Annotated in this window: 14 protein-coding genes; 6 read left to right on the top strand and 8 right to left on the bottom strand. The window is 53.6% G+C overall.

Annotation, left to right across the window (positions count from 1 at the left end):
• Positions 1 to 20: 20 nt before the first annotated feature.
• From leuB to leuC, 7 genes are all read right to left on the bottom strand, one after another.
• Positions 21 to 1,091, bottom strand: coding sequence for a 3-isopropylmalate dehydrogenase (gene leuB / locus DBY86_RS05585; protein ID WP_107819232.1), 1,071 nt, complete (start codon positions 1,089 to 1,091; stop codon positions 21 to 23).
• 49 nt (positions 1,092 to 1,140) lie between these two features.
• Positions 1,141 to 1,995 (bottom strand): DUF1444 domain-containing protein, encoded by an 855-nt coding sequence (locus tag DBY86_RS05580; protein WP_107819231.1) that lies wholly within the window; start codon positions 1,993 to 1,995, stop codon positions 1,141 to 1,143.
• 24 nt (positions 1,996 to 2,019) lie between these two features.
• The gene (locus DBY86_RS05575; RefSeq protein WP_107819230.1) at positions 2,020 to 2,481 is read right to left on the bottom strand and encodes a NanQ anomerase/TabA/YiaL family protein; all 462 of its coding nucleotides are present in this window, start codon (positions 2,479 to 2,481) and stop codon (positions 2,020 to 2,022) included.
• 97 nt (positions 2,482 to 2,578) lie between these two features.
• Positions 2,579 to 3,247 carry a DUF2625 domain-containing protein gene (locus DBY86_RS05570; protein ID WP_107819229.1) on the bottom strand — a complete coding sequence of 223 codons (669 nt, stop codon included), beginning with the start codon at positions 3,245 to 3,247 and terminating at the stop codon, positions 2,579 to 2,581.
• Positions 3,248 to 3,315: 68 nt separating this feature from the next.
• Entirely contained in the window at positions 3,316 to 3,957 is a 642-nt protein-coding gene (leuD, locus tag DBY86_RS05565) for a 3-isopropylmalate dehydratase small subunit (RefSeq protein ID WP_107819337.1), read from the bottom strand.
• Between the two features lie 61 nt (positions 3,958 to 4,018).
• Positions 4,019 to 4,273 carry a hypothetical protein gene (locus DBY86_RS05560; RefSeq protein ID WP_107819228.1) on the bottom strand — a complete coding sequence of 85 codons (255 nt, stop codon included), beginning with the start codon at positions 4,271 to 4,273 and terminating at the stop codon, positions 4,019 to 4,021.
• A 95-nt stretch (positions 4,274 to 4,368) separates the two neighbouring features.
• Complete coding sequence (gene leuC / locus DBY86_RS05555) at positions 4,369 to 5,778, bottom strand: 3-isopropylmalate dehydratase large subunit (protein WP_107819227.1); 1,410 nt, start codon at positions 5,776 to 5,778, stop codon at positions 4,369 to 4,371.
• A 259-nt stretch (positions 5,779 to 6,037) separates the two neighbouring features.
• Between leuC and gshA the strand changes: the two genes are divergently transcribed.
• On the top strand, positions 6,038 to 7,387 hold the full coding sequence (gene gshA, locus DBY86_RS05550) for a glutamate--cysteine ligase (protein ID WP_107819226.1): 1,350 nt from the start codon (positions 6,038 to 6,040) through the stop codon (positions 7,385 to 7,387).
• Here gshA and DBY86_RS13935 read toward each other — a convergent pair.
• Positions 7,361 to 7,483 carry a hypothetical protein gene (locus tag DBY86_RS13935; protein ID WP_301001438.1) on the bottom strand — a complete coding sequence of 41 codons (123 nt, stop codon included), beginning with the start codon at positions 7,481 to 7,483 and terminating at the stop codon, positions 7,361 to 7,363. The two genes, gshA and DBY86_RS13935, sit on opposite strands and share 27 nt — an antisense overlap.
• 27 nt (positions 7,484 to 7,510) lie before the next feature.
• Here DBY86_RS13935 and radC point away from each other — a divergent pair, with 27 nt between their 5' ends.
• The 5 genes from radC to DBY86_RS05525 all read left to right on the top strand — a co-directional run bounded on the left by radC (position 7,511) and on the right by DBY86_RS05525 (position 14,070).
• A complete protein-coding gene (gene radC, locus DBY86_RS05545) occupies positions 7,511 to 8,188 on the top strand; it encodes a RadC family protein (RefSeq protein WP_107819225.1) in 678 nt (225 codons plus the stop codon).
• A 72-nt stretch (positions 8,189 to 8,260) separates the two neighbouring features.
• Positions 8,261 to 8,986 carry an epoxyqueuosine reductase QueH gene (locus tag DBY86_RS05540; RefSeq protein ID WP_107819224.1) on the top strand — a complete coding sequence of 242 codons (726 nt, stop codon included), beginning with the start codon at positions 8,261 to 8,263 and terminating at the stop codon, positions 8,984 to 8,986.
• A 152-nt stretch (positions 8,987 to 9,138) separates the two neighbouring features.
• Entirely contained in the window at positions 9,139 to 10,419 is a 1,281-nt protein-coding gene (locus DBY86_RS05535; protein WP_107819223.1) for a CAP domain-containing protein, read from the top strand.
• A gap of 4 nt (positions 10,420 to 10,423) precedes the next feature.
• Entirely contained in the window at positions 10,424 to 11,602 is a 1,179-nt protein-coding gene (gene hflX / locus DBY86_RS05530; protein WP_107819222.1) for a GTPase HflX, read from the top strand.
• Positions 11,599 to 14,070, top strand: coding sequence for a heavy metal translocating P-type ATPase (locus DBY86_RS05525; protein ID WP_107819221.1), 2,472 nt, complete (start codon positions 11,599 to 11,601; stop codon positions 14,068 to 14,070). Before hflX ends, DBY86_RS05525 begins: the two co-directional genes overlap by 4 nt.
• The last annotated feature ends 365 nt before the right edge of the window (positions 14,071 to 14,435 follow it).

Raw genomic sequence — 14,435 nt, 5'->3', positions numbered from 1 at the left:
GTGATCCGCGCTTTGTTTTTTTACAAGGCGGCGAGTACCGCATCGCCCATTTCGGAGCAGGAAACGAGTTTTGTGCCTTCTTCGTAAATATCGCCGGTACGCAAGCCTTGTTGCAGCACTTTTTGTACAGCGTTTTCAACTTGTTGCGCGCGGGCTTCGTCGTTCAGGCTGTAACGCAGCAGCATGGCAAGCGAGAGGATGGTGGCAAGCGGGTTGGCTTTGTTTTGTCCGGCGATGTCGGGGGCGGAGCCGTGAGACGGTTCGTACAGGCCTTTGCCGTTTTCGTCCAGCGAGGCGGAAGGCAGCATACCGATGGATCCGGTCAGCATGGAGGCTTCGTCGGAGAGGATGTCGCCGAAGATGTTGCCGGTGGCAATCACGTCAAACTGTTTGGGCGCGCGCACGAGCTGCATGGCGGCGTTGTCCACATACATATGGGAAAGTTCGACATCGGGATATTGTTTGCCGATTTCTTCAAAGATTTCACGCCACAGTTCGGTGGTTTCCAAAACGTTGGCTTTGCCTACGGAGCAGACTTTTTTGCTGCGTTTTTGGGCGGATTGGAAGGCAACGTGGGCAATACGGCGGATTTCGCTTTCGCTGTATTTCATGGTGTTGTAGCCTTCACGTTCGCCGTTTTCCAGAACGCGGATGCCGCGCGGTTCGCCGAAATAAATATCGCCGGTCAGTTCGCGCACAATCAAAATATCCAAACCGGCAACGATTTCAGGCTTGAGCGTGGAGGCGTTGGCTAGCTCGGGATAGAGGATGGCGGGGCGCAAATTGGCAAACAGGTTCAAATCCTTACGAATCGCCAACAGACCGCGCTCAGGACGCAATGGACGGTCTAGATTGTCGTATTGCGGAGAACCGACTGCACCAAGCAGGACGGCATCGGCTTTGCGGCAGAGGTTTTGCGTGAATTCTGGATAAGGATGGCCATATTCGTCATAGGCTTCGCCGCCTAGTGGGGCGTATTCGTAGCCGGCATCCAAGCCTTGGGCGATAAGTTTGTCGAGTATGCGGACGGTTTCGGAGACGATTTCAGGGCCGATGCCGTCGCCTGGGAGGATGGCGATATGTTTGGTCATTTTGTTTTTCCTTGAGTTGGGGGAATGGGGCTATGCCGTCTGAACGGTATCATACGGGTTGGAAAAGCGTGATTGTACCATTGTGGTATTGGTAAAGCTGTTCGGAAACAGCGTAGGGGTTGTTTTGGGCGATTTCCCGGGCAATTTCCAACATGGTGGCAACGGCATCGTGGTCGGATGGGCTGCACAATGCGAGAAAATCACGCGAAGGAATGACGAACACGGGGTTTGCCGGAAGCTGTCGGTCGTTTGCCAAGATGTCGTCCAATATCAGAATCAGTGCGGATTCATTATCGTCATTGGTGATAACTTGCGTCAGTGTGCTGTTTTCGAGATGTTCGGTGCGGAGCTTGCCGGCGGTTTCACGCCTGAGGTTGGCAAGGGCAATACTGTGTAGGGCATCTATATCGGGGATGCCGAGTCTTTCCATGTCTTTCGCGCCGAACGAACGCATGACGTTGCCCATGTGTGCGACGTACATCACCAGCAGGTTGTCTGCCAGCGGACGGTAGAGCAGCAGCGTTTTCGCGTCGGGAAGGGGATCGTGGTTTTGGCTGAGTAGATTGTTTAAAAACGCGGTATCTTTGATGATGGGCAGGATGTTGTCTACGGTCATTGTGCCGTCGGCTTCTGCCATTTCGCGGACAACTTTGGCATTTAGGGCGATGATTTCATCCAAAGCTTCGGGATTTTGCAGGTAATGGGCGTAGTGGTTGCCCAGATAGGCGCAGGGATTGTCCTGCCCTTCGCCAAGCAGAATCAGAACGCTGGTGTTGTCCAAGCTGCTGCCCCAACGGATTTCGATGTCGAGTTGGTGTTTGGATTGCAGACGTTCGGCAAAATAGCTGACGAACCCGCGCCAGTCCATCGGTTTGGATTTGAAGAGTTTTTTCAATAAAGACATAATGTTGATGCCGTCTGAAAGGACCTACAGGCGTTCGGTCTTGATGCGGATTTTAAACACTGCTTTGCGTATGTTTGCCTTGTCGCCGACTAACGGTGCATGCGCATCATTTGGAAAAAATAGCGCAAATTCGCCTGGCTCCAAGGTCAGCCAAGTTTCCGGCTCGCAGTAGAAAAACTCGATATCGCGCTTTTCGTTGTAGCCCAAACCGTTTTTCAGACGGCCTCTGTCTATCCAGCCATACGTTTCGCTGCCATCAATCGGCGTTTGAATATCAATATGTTTTAAGTGCGCTTCAGGCTGGGCTTTGCCTTTAGTCCTCATCGGCTCGCTGCCGATAAAAATACGGATATTGGGATTCTCGCATGGCACTTGACCGTCCGACAGTTTGGCAAAATCCAAGGTCTGCAACAGATGGAAGGCTTCGGCAAAGTCAGGATGCAGCGCGGCGTAGCGGGCAGCATTGCTTATGGTGTCGGTAATCATGGTGTGGTTAGGTAGAAATTAAACTTCAGGATGTGAAGAATACGTTTTAAGGACGCTTTATTGGGATTATGACAACAAGGCCGTCTGAAAGGGCTTTTTATGGAGTTGTGTTTTGCAGATTCAAAGTGGAAGCATAATGTTCAGCAATAGGAATACGCTTGCGGCTAACTTGGTTTATATCGCTGCCTTCTTCAGTCCATAAAAACGGAAAGAACGTGTAAACGCTGTCGCCATTCAAATCATGGATTTCTTCGCGCCAATTTTCCCAACGCAGGTTTTCGTAAAACAACTGTAAATCGCCAGTCAATGCCCAATTTAAGAAGTCGCCATAACCTTTACCGCAATCTTCCCATTCCAGTGTATCCGGTGGTAGGTAGAAAATATTACCTACTTTGCCATTCAATTCTCCGCCATTAATCGCAAAATAGCCTCCAGCAACATCATCGGCAAACAGATAATAGGGAGCAGGGTCTGCTGGCTCGGATTGTGTAAGGCTTAGATTCCAACTTCCCAAACCACGAGGTAGCTTCGCGCTGCCAGAACCAAGTATCCGTAACCAACCGTCATCGATAAGGATACCGCCGGTTTCATAAACGACAGCACCCATAAACGAACGTATTGTTACTTGGGTTTTGACAAGTTCTTCCTTTGCCTTTTCAAGCGTACGTGGCAAAACTTCAACGCTGTTTACCGCTTCTGTAAGCCACTCTTGAATCAATGGCCACGCAGGGTCTTGGGTTTGGATTAATTCGTCGAATGATCTCATGGTCTATCCCAATACATTCAGTAAAGGCCGTCTGAAACACTTAAATTTTTCAGACCGCCTTTTGTATATCAACCGTTAAACAGCCAAGGCTGGCTTTGGCGGCGTTTTTCTTCAAAGGCGTGAATTTCGTCGGCGTGTTGCAGGGTCAGTCCGATTTCGTCCAAGCCGTTTAAGAGGCAGTGTTTGCGGTGTTCGGTAATGTCGAATGTGAATGTTTCGCCGCTAGGGGTGGTCAGGGTTTGCTCGGCAAGGTCGATGGAGAGCTGATAGCCTTCGTTGGCTTCAACTTCTTTGAAAAGCTGGTCAACCTGTTCTTCTGTCAAAACGATAGGCAAAAGGCCATTTTTGTAGCAGTTGTTGAAGAAAATATCGGCAAAGCTGGGGGCGATGACGGCGCGGAAGCCGTAGTCGTCCAATGCCCAAGGGGCGTGTTCGCGCGAGGAGCCGCAGCCGAAGTTTTTGCGCGTCAACAGGATTTGCGCGCCTTGGTAACGCGGTTGGTTCAGGGAAAAATCGGGGTTCAGCGGGCGTTTGCCGTTGTCCATGCCCGGTTCGCCGTGGTCGAGGTAACGCCATTCATCAAAGGCATTAGGGCCGAAGCCGCTGCGTTTGATGGATTTTAGAAATTGTTTGGGGATGATGGCGTCGGTATCGACGTTGCTGCGGTCGAGCGGGGCGACGATGGCGGTAATTTTGGTAAAGGCTTTCATGGGTTTGCGTCTTGTGCTGACGATGCCGTCTGAAACGGTTTCAGACGGCATCGCAAATCGGTTATTCGGTGGCGTTTTCGATTTTTTCGCCGAGATGGGAAATGCCGCGTCCGACGGCATTGCCGCCTTTTTTGACGGCTTCTTTGGTTTTGTCCCAGCCTTTTTCGACAGCGTTGCCTGTTTGTTCGGCGGCGTGTTCGGCGGCGACCTGTGTTTTGTCAAGGTTACGGGCGGTGTCTTGTTTCGCGCCCTGCCAAGTACCGGCGCAGGCGGACAAGGCGAGGGCGGACAGGGCGGTAATGAAAAGTTTGTTCATGGTTAAACTCCTTGGTTTGAGTATTAAGGCGTTTCTGCCTTACGGGACATATTTCAGACGGCCTCGTCAAATTCTTAAAGACCGCCTGAAAATACTTACGCCATCGTACGGATGTCGGTAAAGTGTCCGGTAACGGCGGCGGCGGCTGCCATAGCGGGGCTGACGAGGTGGGTGCGTCCGCCGTTGCCTTGGCGGCCTTCAAAATTGCGGTTGGACGTGGAGGCGCAGCGTTGACCCGGCGCGAGGCGGTCGGCATTCATCGCAAGGCACATCGAACAGCCCGGTTCGCGCCATTCAAAGCCGGCTGCGATGAAAATTTTGTCCAAGCCTTCTTTTTCGGCTTGTTCTTTAACCAAACCGGAGCCGGGGACGATTAACACGCGCTGTACGTTGGCGGCTTTTTTGCGGTCTTTGGCGATGGCGGCGGCTTCGCGCAAGTCTTCGATGCGGCTGTTGGTGCAAGAGCCGATGAATACGATATCGACGGGGATTTCGTCCAGCGGCGTGCCGGCCTTCAAACCCATATATTCGAGGGCGCGCTCCATACCGCTGCGTTTGACCGGATCGGTTTCTTCGGCAGGATTCGGCACTTTGCCGCCGATGTTTAAAACCATTTCGGGCGACGTGCCCCAAGTAACTTGCGGTTCGATGTCTTCGGCGTTGAAACGGTATTCTTTATCAAAAACCGCGCCTTCGTCAGACACCAGCGTGCGCCAGTACTCGACGGCTTTGTCCCATGCCTCGCCTTTGGGTGCGAAAGGTTTGCCTTTGACATAGTCGATGGTGGTTTGGTCGACAGCAACCATGCCTGAGCGCGCACCGGCTTCAATCGCCATATTGCACAAGGTCATGCGGCCTTCCATAGAAAGGCTGCGGATGGCTTCGCCGCCAAACTCGATGGCGTAGCCTGTACCGCCGGCCGTACCGATTTGGCCGATGATGTAAAGCGCCACGTCTTTGGCGGTAACGCCCGCTTTTAATTTGCCGTCAACGGCAATCAGCATGGATTTGGATTTTTTCGCGGTAATGCACTGGGTCGCCATCGTGTGTTCGACTTCGGAAGTGCCGATGCCGTGCGCCAGTGCGCCGAATGCGCCGTGGGTGGAAGTGTGCGAATCGCCGCAGACGACGGTCATACCGGGCAGGGTCGCGCCTTGTTCGGGTCCCATAACGTGGACGATGCCCTGACCTTTGTCCATAAACGGAAAATAGGCGAGTGCGCCGAATGTTTTGATGTTTTGATCCAAAGTATCGACTTGCAGCTTGGAAATCGGGTCTTGGATGCCTTTGTCCCAATCGCCGGTCGGGGTGTTGTGGTCGGCGGTGGAGACGACGCTGTCGATGCGCCACAGCTTGCGCCCCGCCATTTTCAGACCTTCAAACGCCTGCGGGCTGGTTACTTCGTGAACCAGATGGCGGTCGATGTAAAGCAGGACAGTGCCGTCTTCTTCTTCGCGGACGACGTGGCTGTTCCAGAGTTTGTCGTAAAGGGTTTGTGCTGTCATGATGTTGTTCTTTTGGATAAATGGTGATGCTGATTGGGCGAATTTTAGACGTATTCTTTACACCGCGCAACAGATTTTGTCTAATTTTTGAGTCGGTGTTATTTTGTAAACAATTTTAACGAAAAAATTAGACATATTGTCCATTTCAGTAAACGGTTATATCTAAAGAATGATCCGATATGAAAGAATACTTGTCGTCATTCTTTCAAAGGCATTATTATCTGTATCTTGTCAAAAAACACACAGAGGCAGACGAAAGATGAAATTACCGGTTATGTCGCCCGAACATTCGGCGCAACTTCAGGCGTTTGAGGCAAAAATCCTGTCCAATCACGCCAAAATCGAGGCGTGGTTCCGCACGCAGTGGAATGTGCACCGTCCGCCGTTTTATGGTTCGGTCGATATCCGCAACGCCGGTTACAAAATTTCGTCTATCGATATGAATTTGTTTCCGGGCGGCTTCAATAATCTGAATCCGAATTTCATCCCGCTGGCGGCGGTTGCTGCGCAAGATGCGGTGCAGCGTGCCTGCGAAACGGCAAAATCCGTATTGATTATTCCTGAAAACCACACGCGCAATACGTTTTACCTGCAAAACGTTTACGCCCTCAGCGAGATTTTGCGTTCGGCAGGGTATGAAGTGCGCTTGGGTAGCCTGAATCCTGAGGTAACCGAGCCGACCGAGCTTGAAACCGCCTTGGGTGACAAAATCCTGCTTGAGCCTTTATTACGCACCCGCGAGCGCGTCCATCTTGCAGACGGTTTCTCTCCTTGTGTCGTCTTGTTGAACAACGACTTGTCCGCAGGTGTTCCAGACATTCTCAAAGACATCAGCCAAACCGTATTGCCACCGTTGCACGGCGGTTGGACGACGCGCCGCAAAACAGATCATTTCGGCGCGTACAACCAAGTTGCCGCCGAATTTGCCAAACTGATTGATATCGACGAATGGCAGATCAACCCGTATTTTGAAAAAATCGGCGGTTTGGACTTCCAAGGGCGTGAAGGCGAAGACGCGCTGGCGGAAGCGGTAGAACGCGTATTGGCGAAAATTCAAGCCAAATACGACGAACTGGGTATTACCGACCAGCCTTTCGTGATTGTCAAAGCCGACGCAGGCACTTACGGCATGGGCGTGATGAGCGTCAAATCCGCCGACGAAGTGCGCGGCTTGAACCGTAAAAACCGCAACAAAATGGCGAAAGTCAAAGAAGGCTTGGAAGTCAGCGAAGTGATTGTCCAAGAAGGGATTTATACTTATGAAACCTTAAACGGCGCGGTGTGCGAACCCGTCGTCTATATGATGGACCGCTTCGTCATCGGCGGCTTCTTCCGCGTGCACGAAGGGCGCGGTGCGGACGAAAACCTCAACGCCGGCGGTATGGTGTTTGTGCCGCTGTCCAACAGCATTCCGACCGGTAACGGCGATAATTCCCAAGAAGCGCCCGAAGCCTGCAAACGCGTATTCGAACAATGGGATTCGCTCGGTATGCCGCGATCCGAAAAAGACTGCGATGTCGATAATGTCCACAACCGCCTCTATGTGTACGGCGTGATGGCGCGCCTGTCGCTTTTGGCGGCTTCAATCGAGTTGGAAGAAACGGCGTAAGACCGTTTTGAAATACAGATGCCGTCTGAAGCGGAAATCCGGTTCAGACGGCATTTCGGATATTTGGCGTGTGGGAATATCTGTTTCAGACGGCATCTCAGACTATTTTAAAAAAGGGAAAACATGAGCATCAAGCAATGGCCGGAAGGCGAAAGGCCCAGGGAAAAGCTGTTGGAACGCGGGGCGGCGGCGTTGAGCGATGCGGAACTTTTGGCAATCCTTTTGCGCGTCGGGACGCGCGGAATGAGCGCGGTCGATTTGGCGCGTTATTTGCTGCAGGAGTTCGGCAGCTTGGGGAAGCTGATGAGCGCGGAGGTCGGCAAACTGTCGGCATACAAGGGTATGGGGACGGCAAGTTTCACACAGTTCGCCGTAGTCAGGGAAATCGGGAGACGGATATTGGCGGAAGAATTGCAAGAAGAAATTACCTTATCCGATCCCGATACCGTTGCCGATTATTTACGCTTTCATTTGGGGCAGGAAAAAGTCGAAGTCAGCGTCGCGCTGCTGTTGAACCGCCAAAACCAACTGATTGCGGTCAGAGAGCTGTCGCGCGGTACGGTTGCGGAAAACACGATTTACATCCGCGAAATCGTCAAACTGGCTTTGGACGAGTATGCGGACAGCCTGATTATCGCGCACAACCATCCGGGCGGCTCGCCCGAACCTTCGCAGGAAGACATCATGTTCACAAGGCGGCTGGCACAGGCCATGTCGCTGGTCGATGTTTCCCTGCTCGACCATTTTATCGTAACGGCGCAAAGCGTCTGTTCGTTCAGGCAGCTCGGGCTGATGCCCTGACACTCTGTTTTACATGCGGCGGCTCTGATAAAATAGCCGCTTCGACCGTATTCGACAGATATTGTTAAGTTAATGGAAACACAAAACAAACCTACCGTTACCGACATCGACCGCCCTGTACTCGTCCCGCCCGGCGGACATAAAAAAGTCCTGCTGCATTCCTGCTGCGCCCCGTGCAGCGGCGAAGTGATGGAGGCGATGCTTGCCTCCGGCATCGACTACACCATTTATTTTTACAATCCCAACATCCATCCGCACAAAGAATATATGCTCCGAAAAGAGGAAAACGTGCGCTTTGCGGAAAAGTTCGGCATCCCCTTCATCGATAAAGACGACGATTACGAAAACGACCGCAAAGAATGGTTTGCCAAAGCCAAAGGCATGGAGTTTGAGCCGGAACGCGGCATCCGCTGTACGATGTGTTTCGATATGCGTTTTGAAAAAGCCGCACAATACGCGCACGAACACGGTTTCCCCGTCTTTACCAGTTCTTTGGGCATTTCACGCTGGAAAAATATGGCGCAAATCAACGACTGCGGACACCGCGCCGCCGCGCCCTATGATGATGTGGTCTATTGGGATTTCAACTGGCGAAAAGGCGGCGGCAGCGCGCGTATGATCGAAATCAGCAAACGCGAAAACTTCTACCAGCAGGAATATTGCGGCTGCGCCTATTCCTTGCGCGATTCCAACGCCCACCGCAAATCGCAGGGACGCATCCCCATCAAACTCGGCGTGCTGTATTACGGCGACGAATCGACACAATACGAACCTGCACCCGTCCGGGCGGACAAATAAACACCCGATGCCGTCTGAACCTTCAGACGGCATCGGGTTCGGCATCGGCACGGGGAAAGGTTTGCCGGTTTGGCAATCGGCAAACGGAAACGTGATTTTCAAGTTTGCCGTTTTCATGAAATATCCCGTTGCCGCGTCGGGAGGGCGGCATTATGAAATCCCTTGTTATCTGGCTGCTTCTGTTGGGTTCGGCGGCAGGCGTTTTCTACCATACCCAAAACCAATCCCTGCCTGTGGGAGAACTTGTCTATCCGTCTGCACCGCAAATCAGGGGGCAGGACGATGCGTTGCACTACCTCAACCGCATCCGCGCACAAATCGGTTTGCACGAGCTGGCACACGCGCCGGTTTTGGAAAATTCCGCCCGCAGGCACGCACGCTATCTCACGCTCAATCCCGAAGACGGACATGGAGAATATCATCCCGATAATCCTCACTATACCGACCGAAAGCTGACCGAACGCACACGCCTTGCCGGTTATCTCTACAACGGCGTGCATGAAAACATCAGCACGGAAGAGGAAGCCGCCGAATCGTCCGACAGCGACATCCGCACGCAGCAACGCCAGGTTGACGGATTGATGAGCGCAATCTACCACCGCCTTTCCCTGCTTGACCGCCATACGGATGAGGCAGGAGCGGCATTTGTGCGCGAAAACGGTAAAACCGTCGTCGTATTCAATCAGGGCAACGGCAGGTTTGAGCGGCATTGCGCCCAAGGCAGAAATCAGCCTGAAGCGGGACGGCACTATTACCGCAACGCCTGCCACAACGGTGCGGTCGTGTACACCGACGAAGTCATGCCCGCACAAGAGTTGCTTTATACAGCCTATCCGGTTGGCAGCGGCGCACTGCCTTATTTTTACGGGGAACGTCCCGACCCCGTGCCGGGATATGAAATGACGGGCAATCCTGCCAGCATTGATTTTTCCGAGGCGGCAGGCAAAATTGCGATGAAAAGTTTCAAGCTGTATCGGGGTAAAAATGAAATCCGTCCCGTCAAAATTTTAACCGCCGGTAACGACCCCAACGGCAGGCTGACCGCGTACCAATTCGCCCTTTTCCCGCTCAAGCCTTTGGAATACGGTACGCTTTATACGGCGGTATTCGACTATGTCCGCAACGGACGGCGCGCGCAGGCGAAATGGCAGTTTAAAACCCGAAAACCCGATTACCCTTATTTTGAGGTAAACGGCGGCGAGACGCTTGCGGTTAGAAAAGGCGAAAAATATTTCATCCACTGGCGCGGACGCTGGTGTTTGGACGCGTGTACCCGTTATACCTACCGGCAGCGGCTCGGCAGCCGCCTGTCCATAGGAAGGCACGAAGCGGGCGGCATCGTCTTCAGCGTTGGCGGAATGACAGGCAGCCGTATCACGCTTGCCCCAGAAGACAGCCCGGGACGCGGCGTTACCCTTTATTTACAGGATTGAATACATGACAGGCAGAACAGGCCGCAACGGCAGTACCCAAGCGCAACCCGAACGCGTCATGCTGGTGGGCGTAATGTTGGACAAAGACGGTACGGGCAGCAGTGCCGCCCGTCTGAACGGTTTTCAGACGGCATTGGCGGAAGCCGTCGAGCTGGTCAAAGCGGCAGGCGGCAATCCCGTCATTGTGGAGACCACCAAACGCGACCGTCCGCACACCGCGCTGTTTGTCGGCACGGGCAAGGCGGCGGAGCTGTCGGAAGCAGTTGCCGCAGACGGCATCGATTTGGTCGTATTCAACCACGAACTTACGCCCACGCAGGAACGCAATTTGGAAAAAATCTTCCAATGCCGCGTATTGGACAGGGTAGGGCTGATTCTGGCGATTTTCGCCCGCCGCGCCCGCACGCAGGAAGGCAGGCTGCAAGTCGAGTTGGCACAATTAAGCCATTTGGCGGGACGCTTGATACGCGGTTACGGACATTTGCAAAGCCAGCGCGGCGGCATCGGCATGAAAGGACCGGGCGAAACCAAACTGGAAACCGACCGCCGATTGATCGCCCATCGGATCAATGCCTTGAAAAAACAGCTTGCCAACCTCAAAAAACAGCGCGTCCTGCGCCGCAAGTCCCGCGAATCGGGCAGAATCAAAACGTTTGCGCTGGTCGGCTATACCAATGTCGGCAAATCCAGCCTGTTCAACCGGCTGACCAAGTCGGGCATATATGCGAAAGACCAGCTTTTCGCCACACTCGACACCACGGCGCGGCGGCTGTACATCAGTCCCGAATGCAGCATTATCCTGACCGATACCGTCGGATTCGTCAGCGATTTGCCGCACAAACTGATTTCGGCATTTTCCGCCACGCTGGAAGAAACCGCGCAAGCCGATGTGCTGCTGCACGTCGTCGATGCTGCCGCCCCGAACAGCGGACAGCAGATTGAAGACGTGGAAAACGTACTGCAAGAAATCCATGCCGGCGATATTCCGTGCATCAAGGTGTACAACAAAACCGACCTGCTGCCGTCTGAAGAACAAAACACGGGCATATGGCGCGACGCTGCGGGAAAAATTGCCGCCGTCCGCATTTCCGTTGCTGAAAATACCGGTATAGACGCACTGCGCGAAGCCATTGCCGAGTATTGTGCCGCCGCACCAAACACAGACGAAACCGAAATGCCATGAAAAAAACCTGTTTCCACTGCGGGCTGGACGTTCCCGAAAACCTGCATCTGACCGTCCGCTACGAAGGCGAAGACCGCGAAACCTGCTGCGCCGGCTGTCAGGCAGTCGCACAAAGCATTATTGACGCGGGCTTGGGCAGTTATTACAAACAACGCACCGCCGACGCGCAAAAAACCGAACTGCCGCCCCAAGAAATCCTCGACCAAATCCGCCTGTACGACCTGCCCGAAGTCCAGTCCGACTTTGTGGAAACCCACGGCGTCACGCGCGAGGCGGTTTTAATGCTCGGCGGCATCACCTGCGCCGCCTGCGTCTGGCTGATCGAACAGCAGCTTTTGCGTACAGACGGCATCGTCCGCATCGACCTCAATTACAGCACGCACCGCTGCCGCGTCGTCTGGGACGACGGCAAAATCCGCCTTTCCGACATTCTGTTGAAAATCCGGCAGACAGGCTACACCGCCGCACCCTATGACGCGCAGAAAATCGAAGCCGCCAACCAAAAAGAACGCAAACAATACATCGTCCGCCTCGCCGTTGCCGGACTGGGGATGATGCAGACGATGATGTTCGCGCTGCCGACCTACCTTTACGGCGGCGACATCGAACCCGATTTTTTGCAAATCCTCCATTGGGGCGGCTTCCTGATGGTGCTGCCCGTCGTATTCTATTGCGCCGTCCCGTTTTATCAAGGCGCATTGCGCGACCTGAAAAACCGCCGCGTCGGTATGGACACGCCGATTGCCGCCGCCATCATTATGACCTTTGCCGCCGGCATTTACAGCCTCGCCACCAACGCAGGGCAGGGGATGTATTTCGAATCCATCGCCATGCTGCTGTTTTTCCTGCTGGGCGGACGCTTTATGGAACACATTGCCCGACGCAAGGCAGGCGATGCCGCCGAAAGGCTGGTCAAGCTGATTCCTGCGTTTTGCCATCATATGCCCGATTACCCCGATACGCAGGAAACCTGCGAGGCAGCCGTCGTCAAATTGAAGGCGGGAGATATCGTGATGGTCAAACCGGGCGAGACCATCCCCGTCGACGGCACGGTGCTGGAAGGCGCAAGCACGGTTGACGAATCTATGCTGACCGGCGAGAGCCTGCCCGTCGCCAAAATACCGTCTGAAAAAGTAACCGCAGGTACACTCAACACGCAAAGCCCCCTGATTATACGCACCGACCGTACCGGCGGCGGCACGCGACTGTCGCACATCGTCCGCCTGCTCGACCGTGCCTTGGCGCAAAAACCGCGCACTGCCGAGTTGGCGGAACAATACGCCTCGTCTTTCATATTCGGCGAACTCCTGCTTGCCGTCCCCGTCTTCATCGGCTGGACGCTGTACGCCGACGCGCACACCGCGCTTTGGATTACCGTCGCCCTGCTGGTCATTACCTGCCCCTGCGCCCTGTCGCTTGCCACGCCGACCGCGCTGGCAGCCTCGACCGGTACGCTGGCGCGCGAAGGCGTTTTAATCGGCGGCAAACAAACCCTCGAAACCCTCGCCCAAACCACCGACATCATTTTCGACAAAACCGGCACGCTGACACAAGGCAATCCCGTTGTCCGCCGGATTGAACTGCTCGGCAGCATGACCGAAGCCCAAGTGCTGGCAGTGGCGCAAAGTTTGGAACAGCAGTCCGAACACCCGCTCGCGCGAGCCATCCTCAACTGCCGCATTTCAGGCGGCATCGCCCCCGAAATCCAAGTCGGACAACGCCTCAACCGCATCGGCGAAGGCGTGGGCGCGCAACTGACCGTCAACGGCGAAACACAGGTTTGGGCATTGGGCAGGGCATCCTATGTCGCCGAAATTTCAGGTAAAGAACCGCAAACAGAAGGCGGCGGCAGTGCGGTTTACCTCGGCAGCCAGAGCGGTTTCCAAGCCGTGTTCTACCTGCAAGACCCGCTCAAAGACAGCGCGGCGGAGGCGGTGCGGAAGTTGGCAGGCAAAAACCTGACGCTGCACATCCTCAGCGGCGACCGCGAAACCGCCGTTGCCGAAACCGCCTGTGCTTTGGGTATCACGCACTACCGCGCCCAAGCAATGCCAGAAGACAAGCTGGAATACGTCAAAGCCTTGCAAAAAGAAGGGAAAAGAGTGTTGATGATAGGCGACGGCATCAACGATGCGCCCGTTTTGGCTCAGGCAGACGTATCCGCCGCCGCAGCCGGCGGAACGGACATTGCCCGGGACGGTGCGGACATCGTTCTGCTCAACGAGGATTTGAACATCGTGCCGCATATGTTTGCCCAAGCCCGCCGCACGCAGCAGATTATCAGCCAAAACCTGATATGGGCGAGCGCGTACAATATCATCGCCGTACCGCTTGCCGTTTTGGGTTATGTCCAACCGTGGATAGCCGCGCTGGGCATGAGCTTCAGTTCGCTGGTCGTATTGGGCAATGCCATGCGGCTTCACAAGCAGGTGGACATGCCGTCTGAAAAAATGCCGTCCGAACAATGACGGACAGCGTTGCTTTAGACGTATAACAGTAACGGGGGCATTATTAGCACGACAGATACCATATTCCAATCTTTGCATACATGGCTTGATCATCAACCAAGATGATATTTCCCAAGCACAGCATGATACATGCCATTGAAAAATATAGAAAATTAATTGAAAGCTTAAATGGATATTGAAATGGATAATCACATAGTACAAATTATAAGAAGGTTCGGGCTAGGTAGGATATTTTTTTATTCGTATAGCAAATCATCTATAATAATTTTTTCTTCGTATGTTGTTTATTATATAATTTACAATTATCAATTTAATTACCTTTCGCTTTTAATTTATTTATTACCAATGTTGTGTAGTATATATAT

This window comes from Neisseria bergeri (genome assembly GCA_003044455.1).
Classification (GTDB): Bacteria; Pseudomonadota; Gammaproteobacteria; order Burkholderiales; family Neisseriaceae; genus Neisseria; species Neisseria bergeri.
This window is presented reverse-complemented; position numbering and strand designations above follow the sequence as displayed.

Bases quoted from the DNA above. Each gene is read 5' to 3' on its own strand.
- leuB (WP_107819232.1), bottom strand. From the start codon at position 1,091: ATGACCAAACATATCGCCATCCTCCCAGGCGACGGCATCGGCCCTGAA.
- DBY86_RS05580 (WP_107819231.1), bottom strand. From the start codon at position 1,995: ATGTCTTTATTGAAAAAACTCTTCAAATCCAAACCGATGGACTGGCGC.
- DBY86_RS05575 (WP_107819230.1), bottom strand. From the start codon at position 2,481: ATGATTACCGACACCATAAGCAATGCTGCCCGCTACGCCGCGCTGCAT.
- DBY86_RS05570 (WP_107819229.1), bottom strand. From the start codon at position 3,247: ATGAGATCATTCGACGAATTAATCCAAACCCAAGACCCTGCGTGGCCA.
- leuD (WP_107819337.1), bottom strand. From the start codon at position 3,957: ATGAAAGCCTTTACCAAAATTACCGCCATCGTCGCCCCGCTCGACCGC.
- DBY86_RS05560 (WP_107819228.1), bottom strand. From the start codon at position 4,273: ATGAACAAACTTTTCATTACCGCCCTGTCCGCCCTCGCCTTGTCCGCC.
- leuC (WP_107819227.1), bottom strand. From the start codon at position 5,778: ATGACAGCACAAACCCTTTACGACAAACTCTGGAACAGCCACGTCGTC.
- gshA (WP_107819226.1), top strand. From the start codon at position 6,038: ATGAAATTACCGGTTATGTCGCCCGAACATTCGGCGCAACTTCAGGCG.
- DBY86_RS13935 (WP_301001438.1), bottom strand. From the start codon at position 7,483: ATGCCGTCTGAAACAGATATTCCCACACGCCAAATATCCGAAATGCCG.
- radC (WP_107819225.1), top strand. From the start codon at position 7,511: ATGAGCATCAAGCAATGGCCGGAAGGCGAAAGGCCCAGGGAAAAGCTG.
- DBY86_RS05540 (WP_107819224.1), top strand. From the start codon at position 8,261: ATGGAAACACAAAACAAACCTACCGTTACCGACATCGACCGCCCTGTA.
- DBY86_RS05535 (WP_107819223.1), top strand. From the start codon at position 9,139: ATGAAATCCCTTGTTATCTGGCTGCTTCTGTTGGGTTCGGCGGCAGGC.
- hflX (WP_107819222.1), top strand. From the start codon at position 10,424: ATGACAGGCAGAACAGGCCGCAACGGCAGTACCCAAGCGCAACCCGAA.
- DBY86_RS05525 (WP_107819221.1), top strand. From the start codon at position 11,599: ATGAAAAAAACCTGTTTCCACTGCGGGCTGGACGTTCCCGAAAACCTG.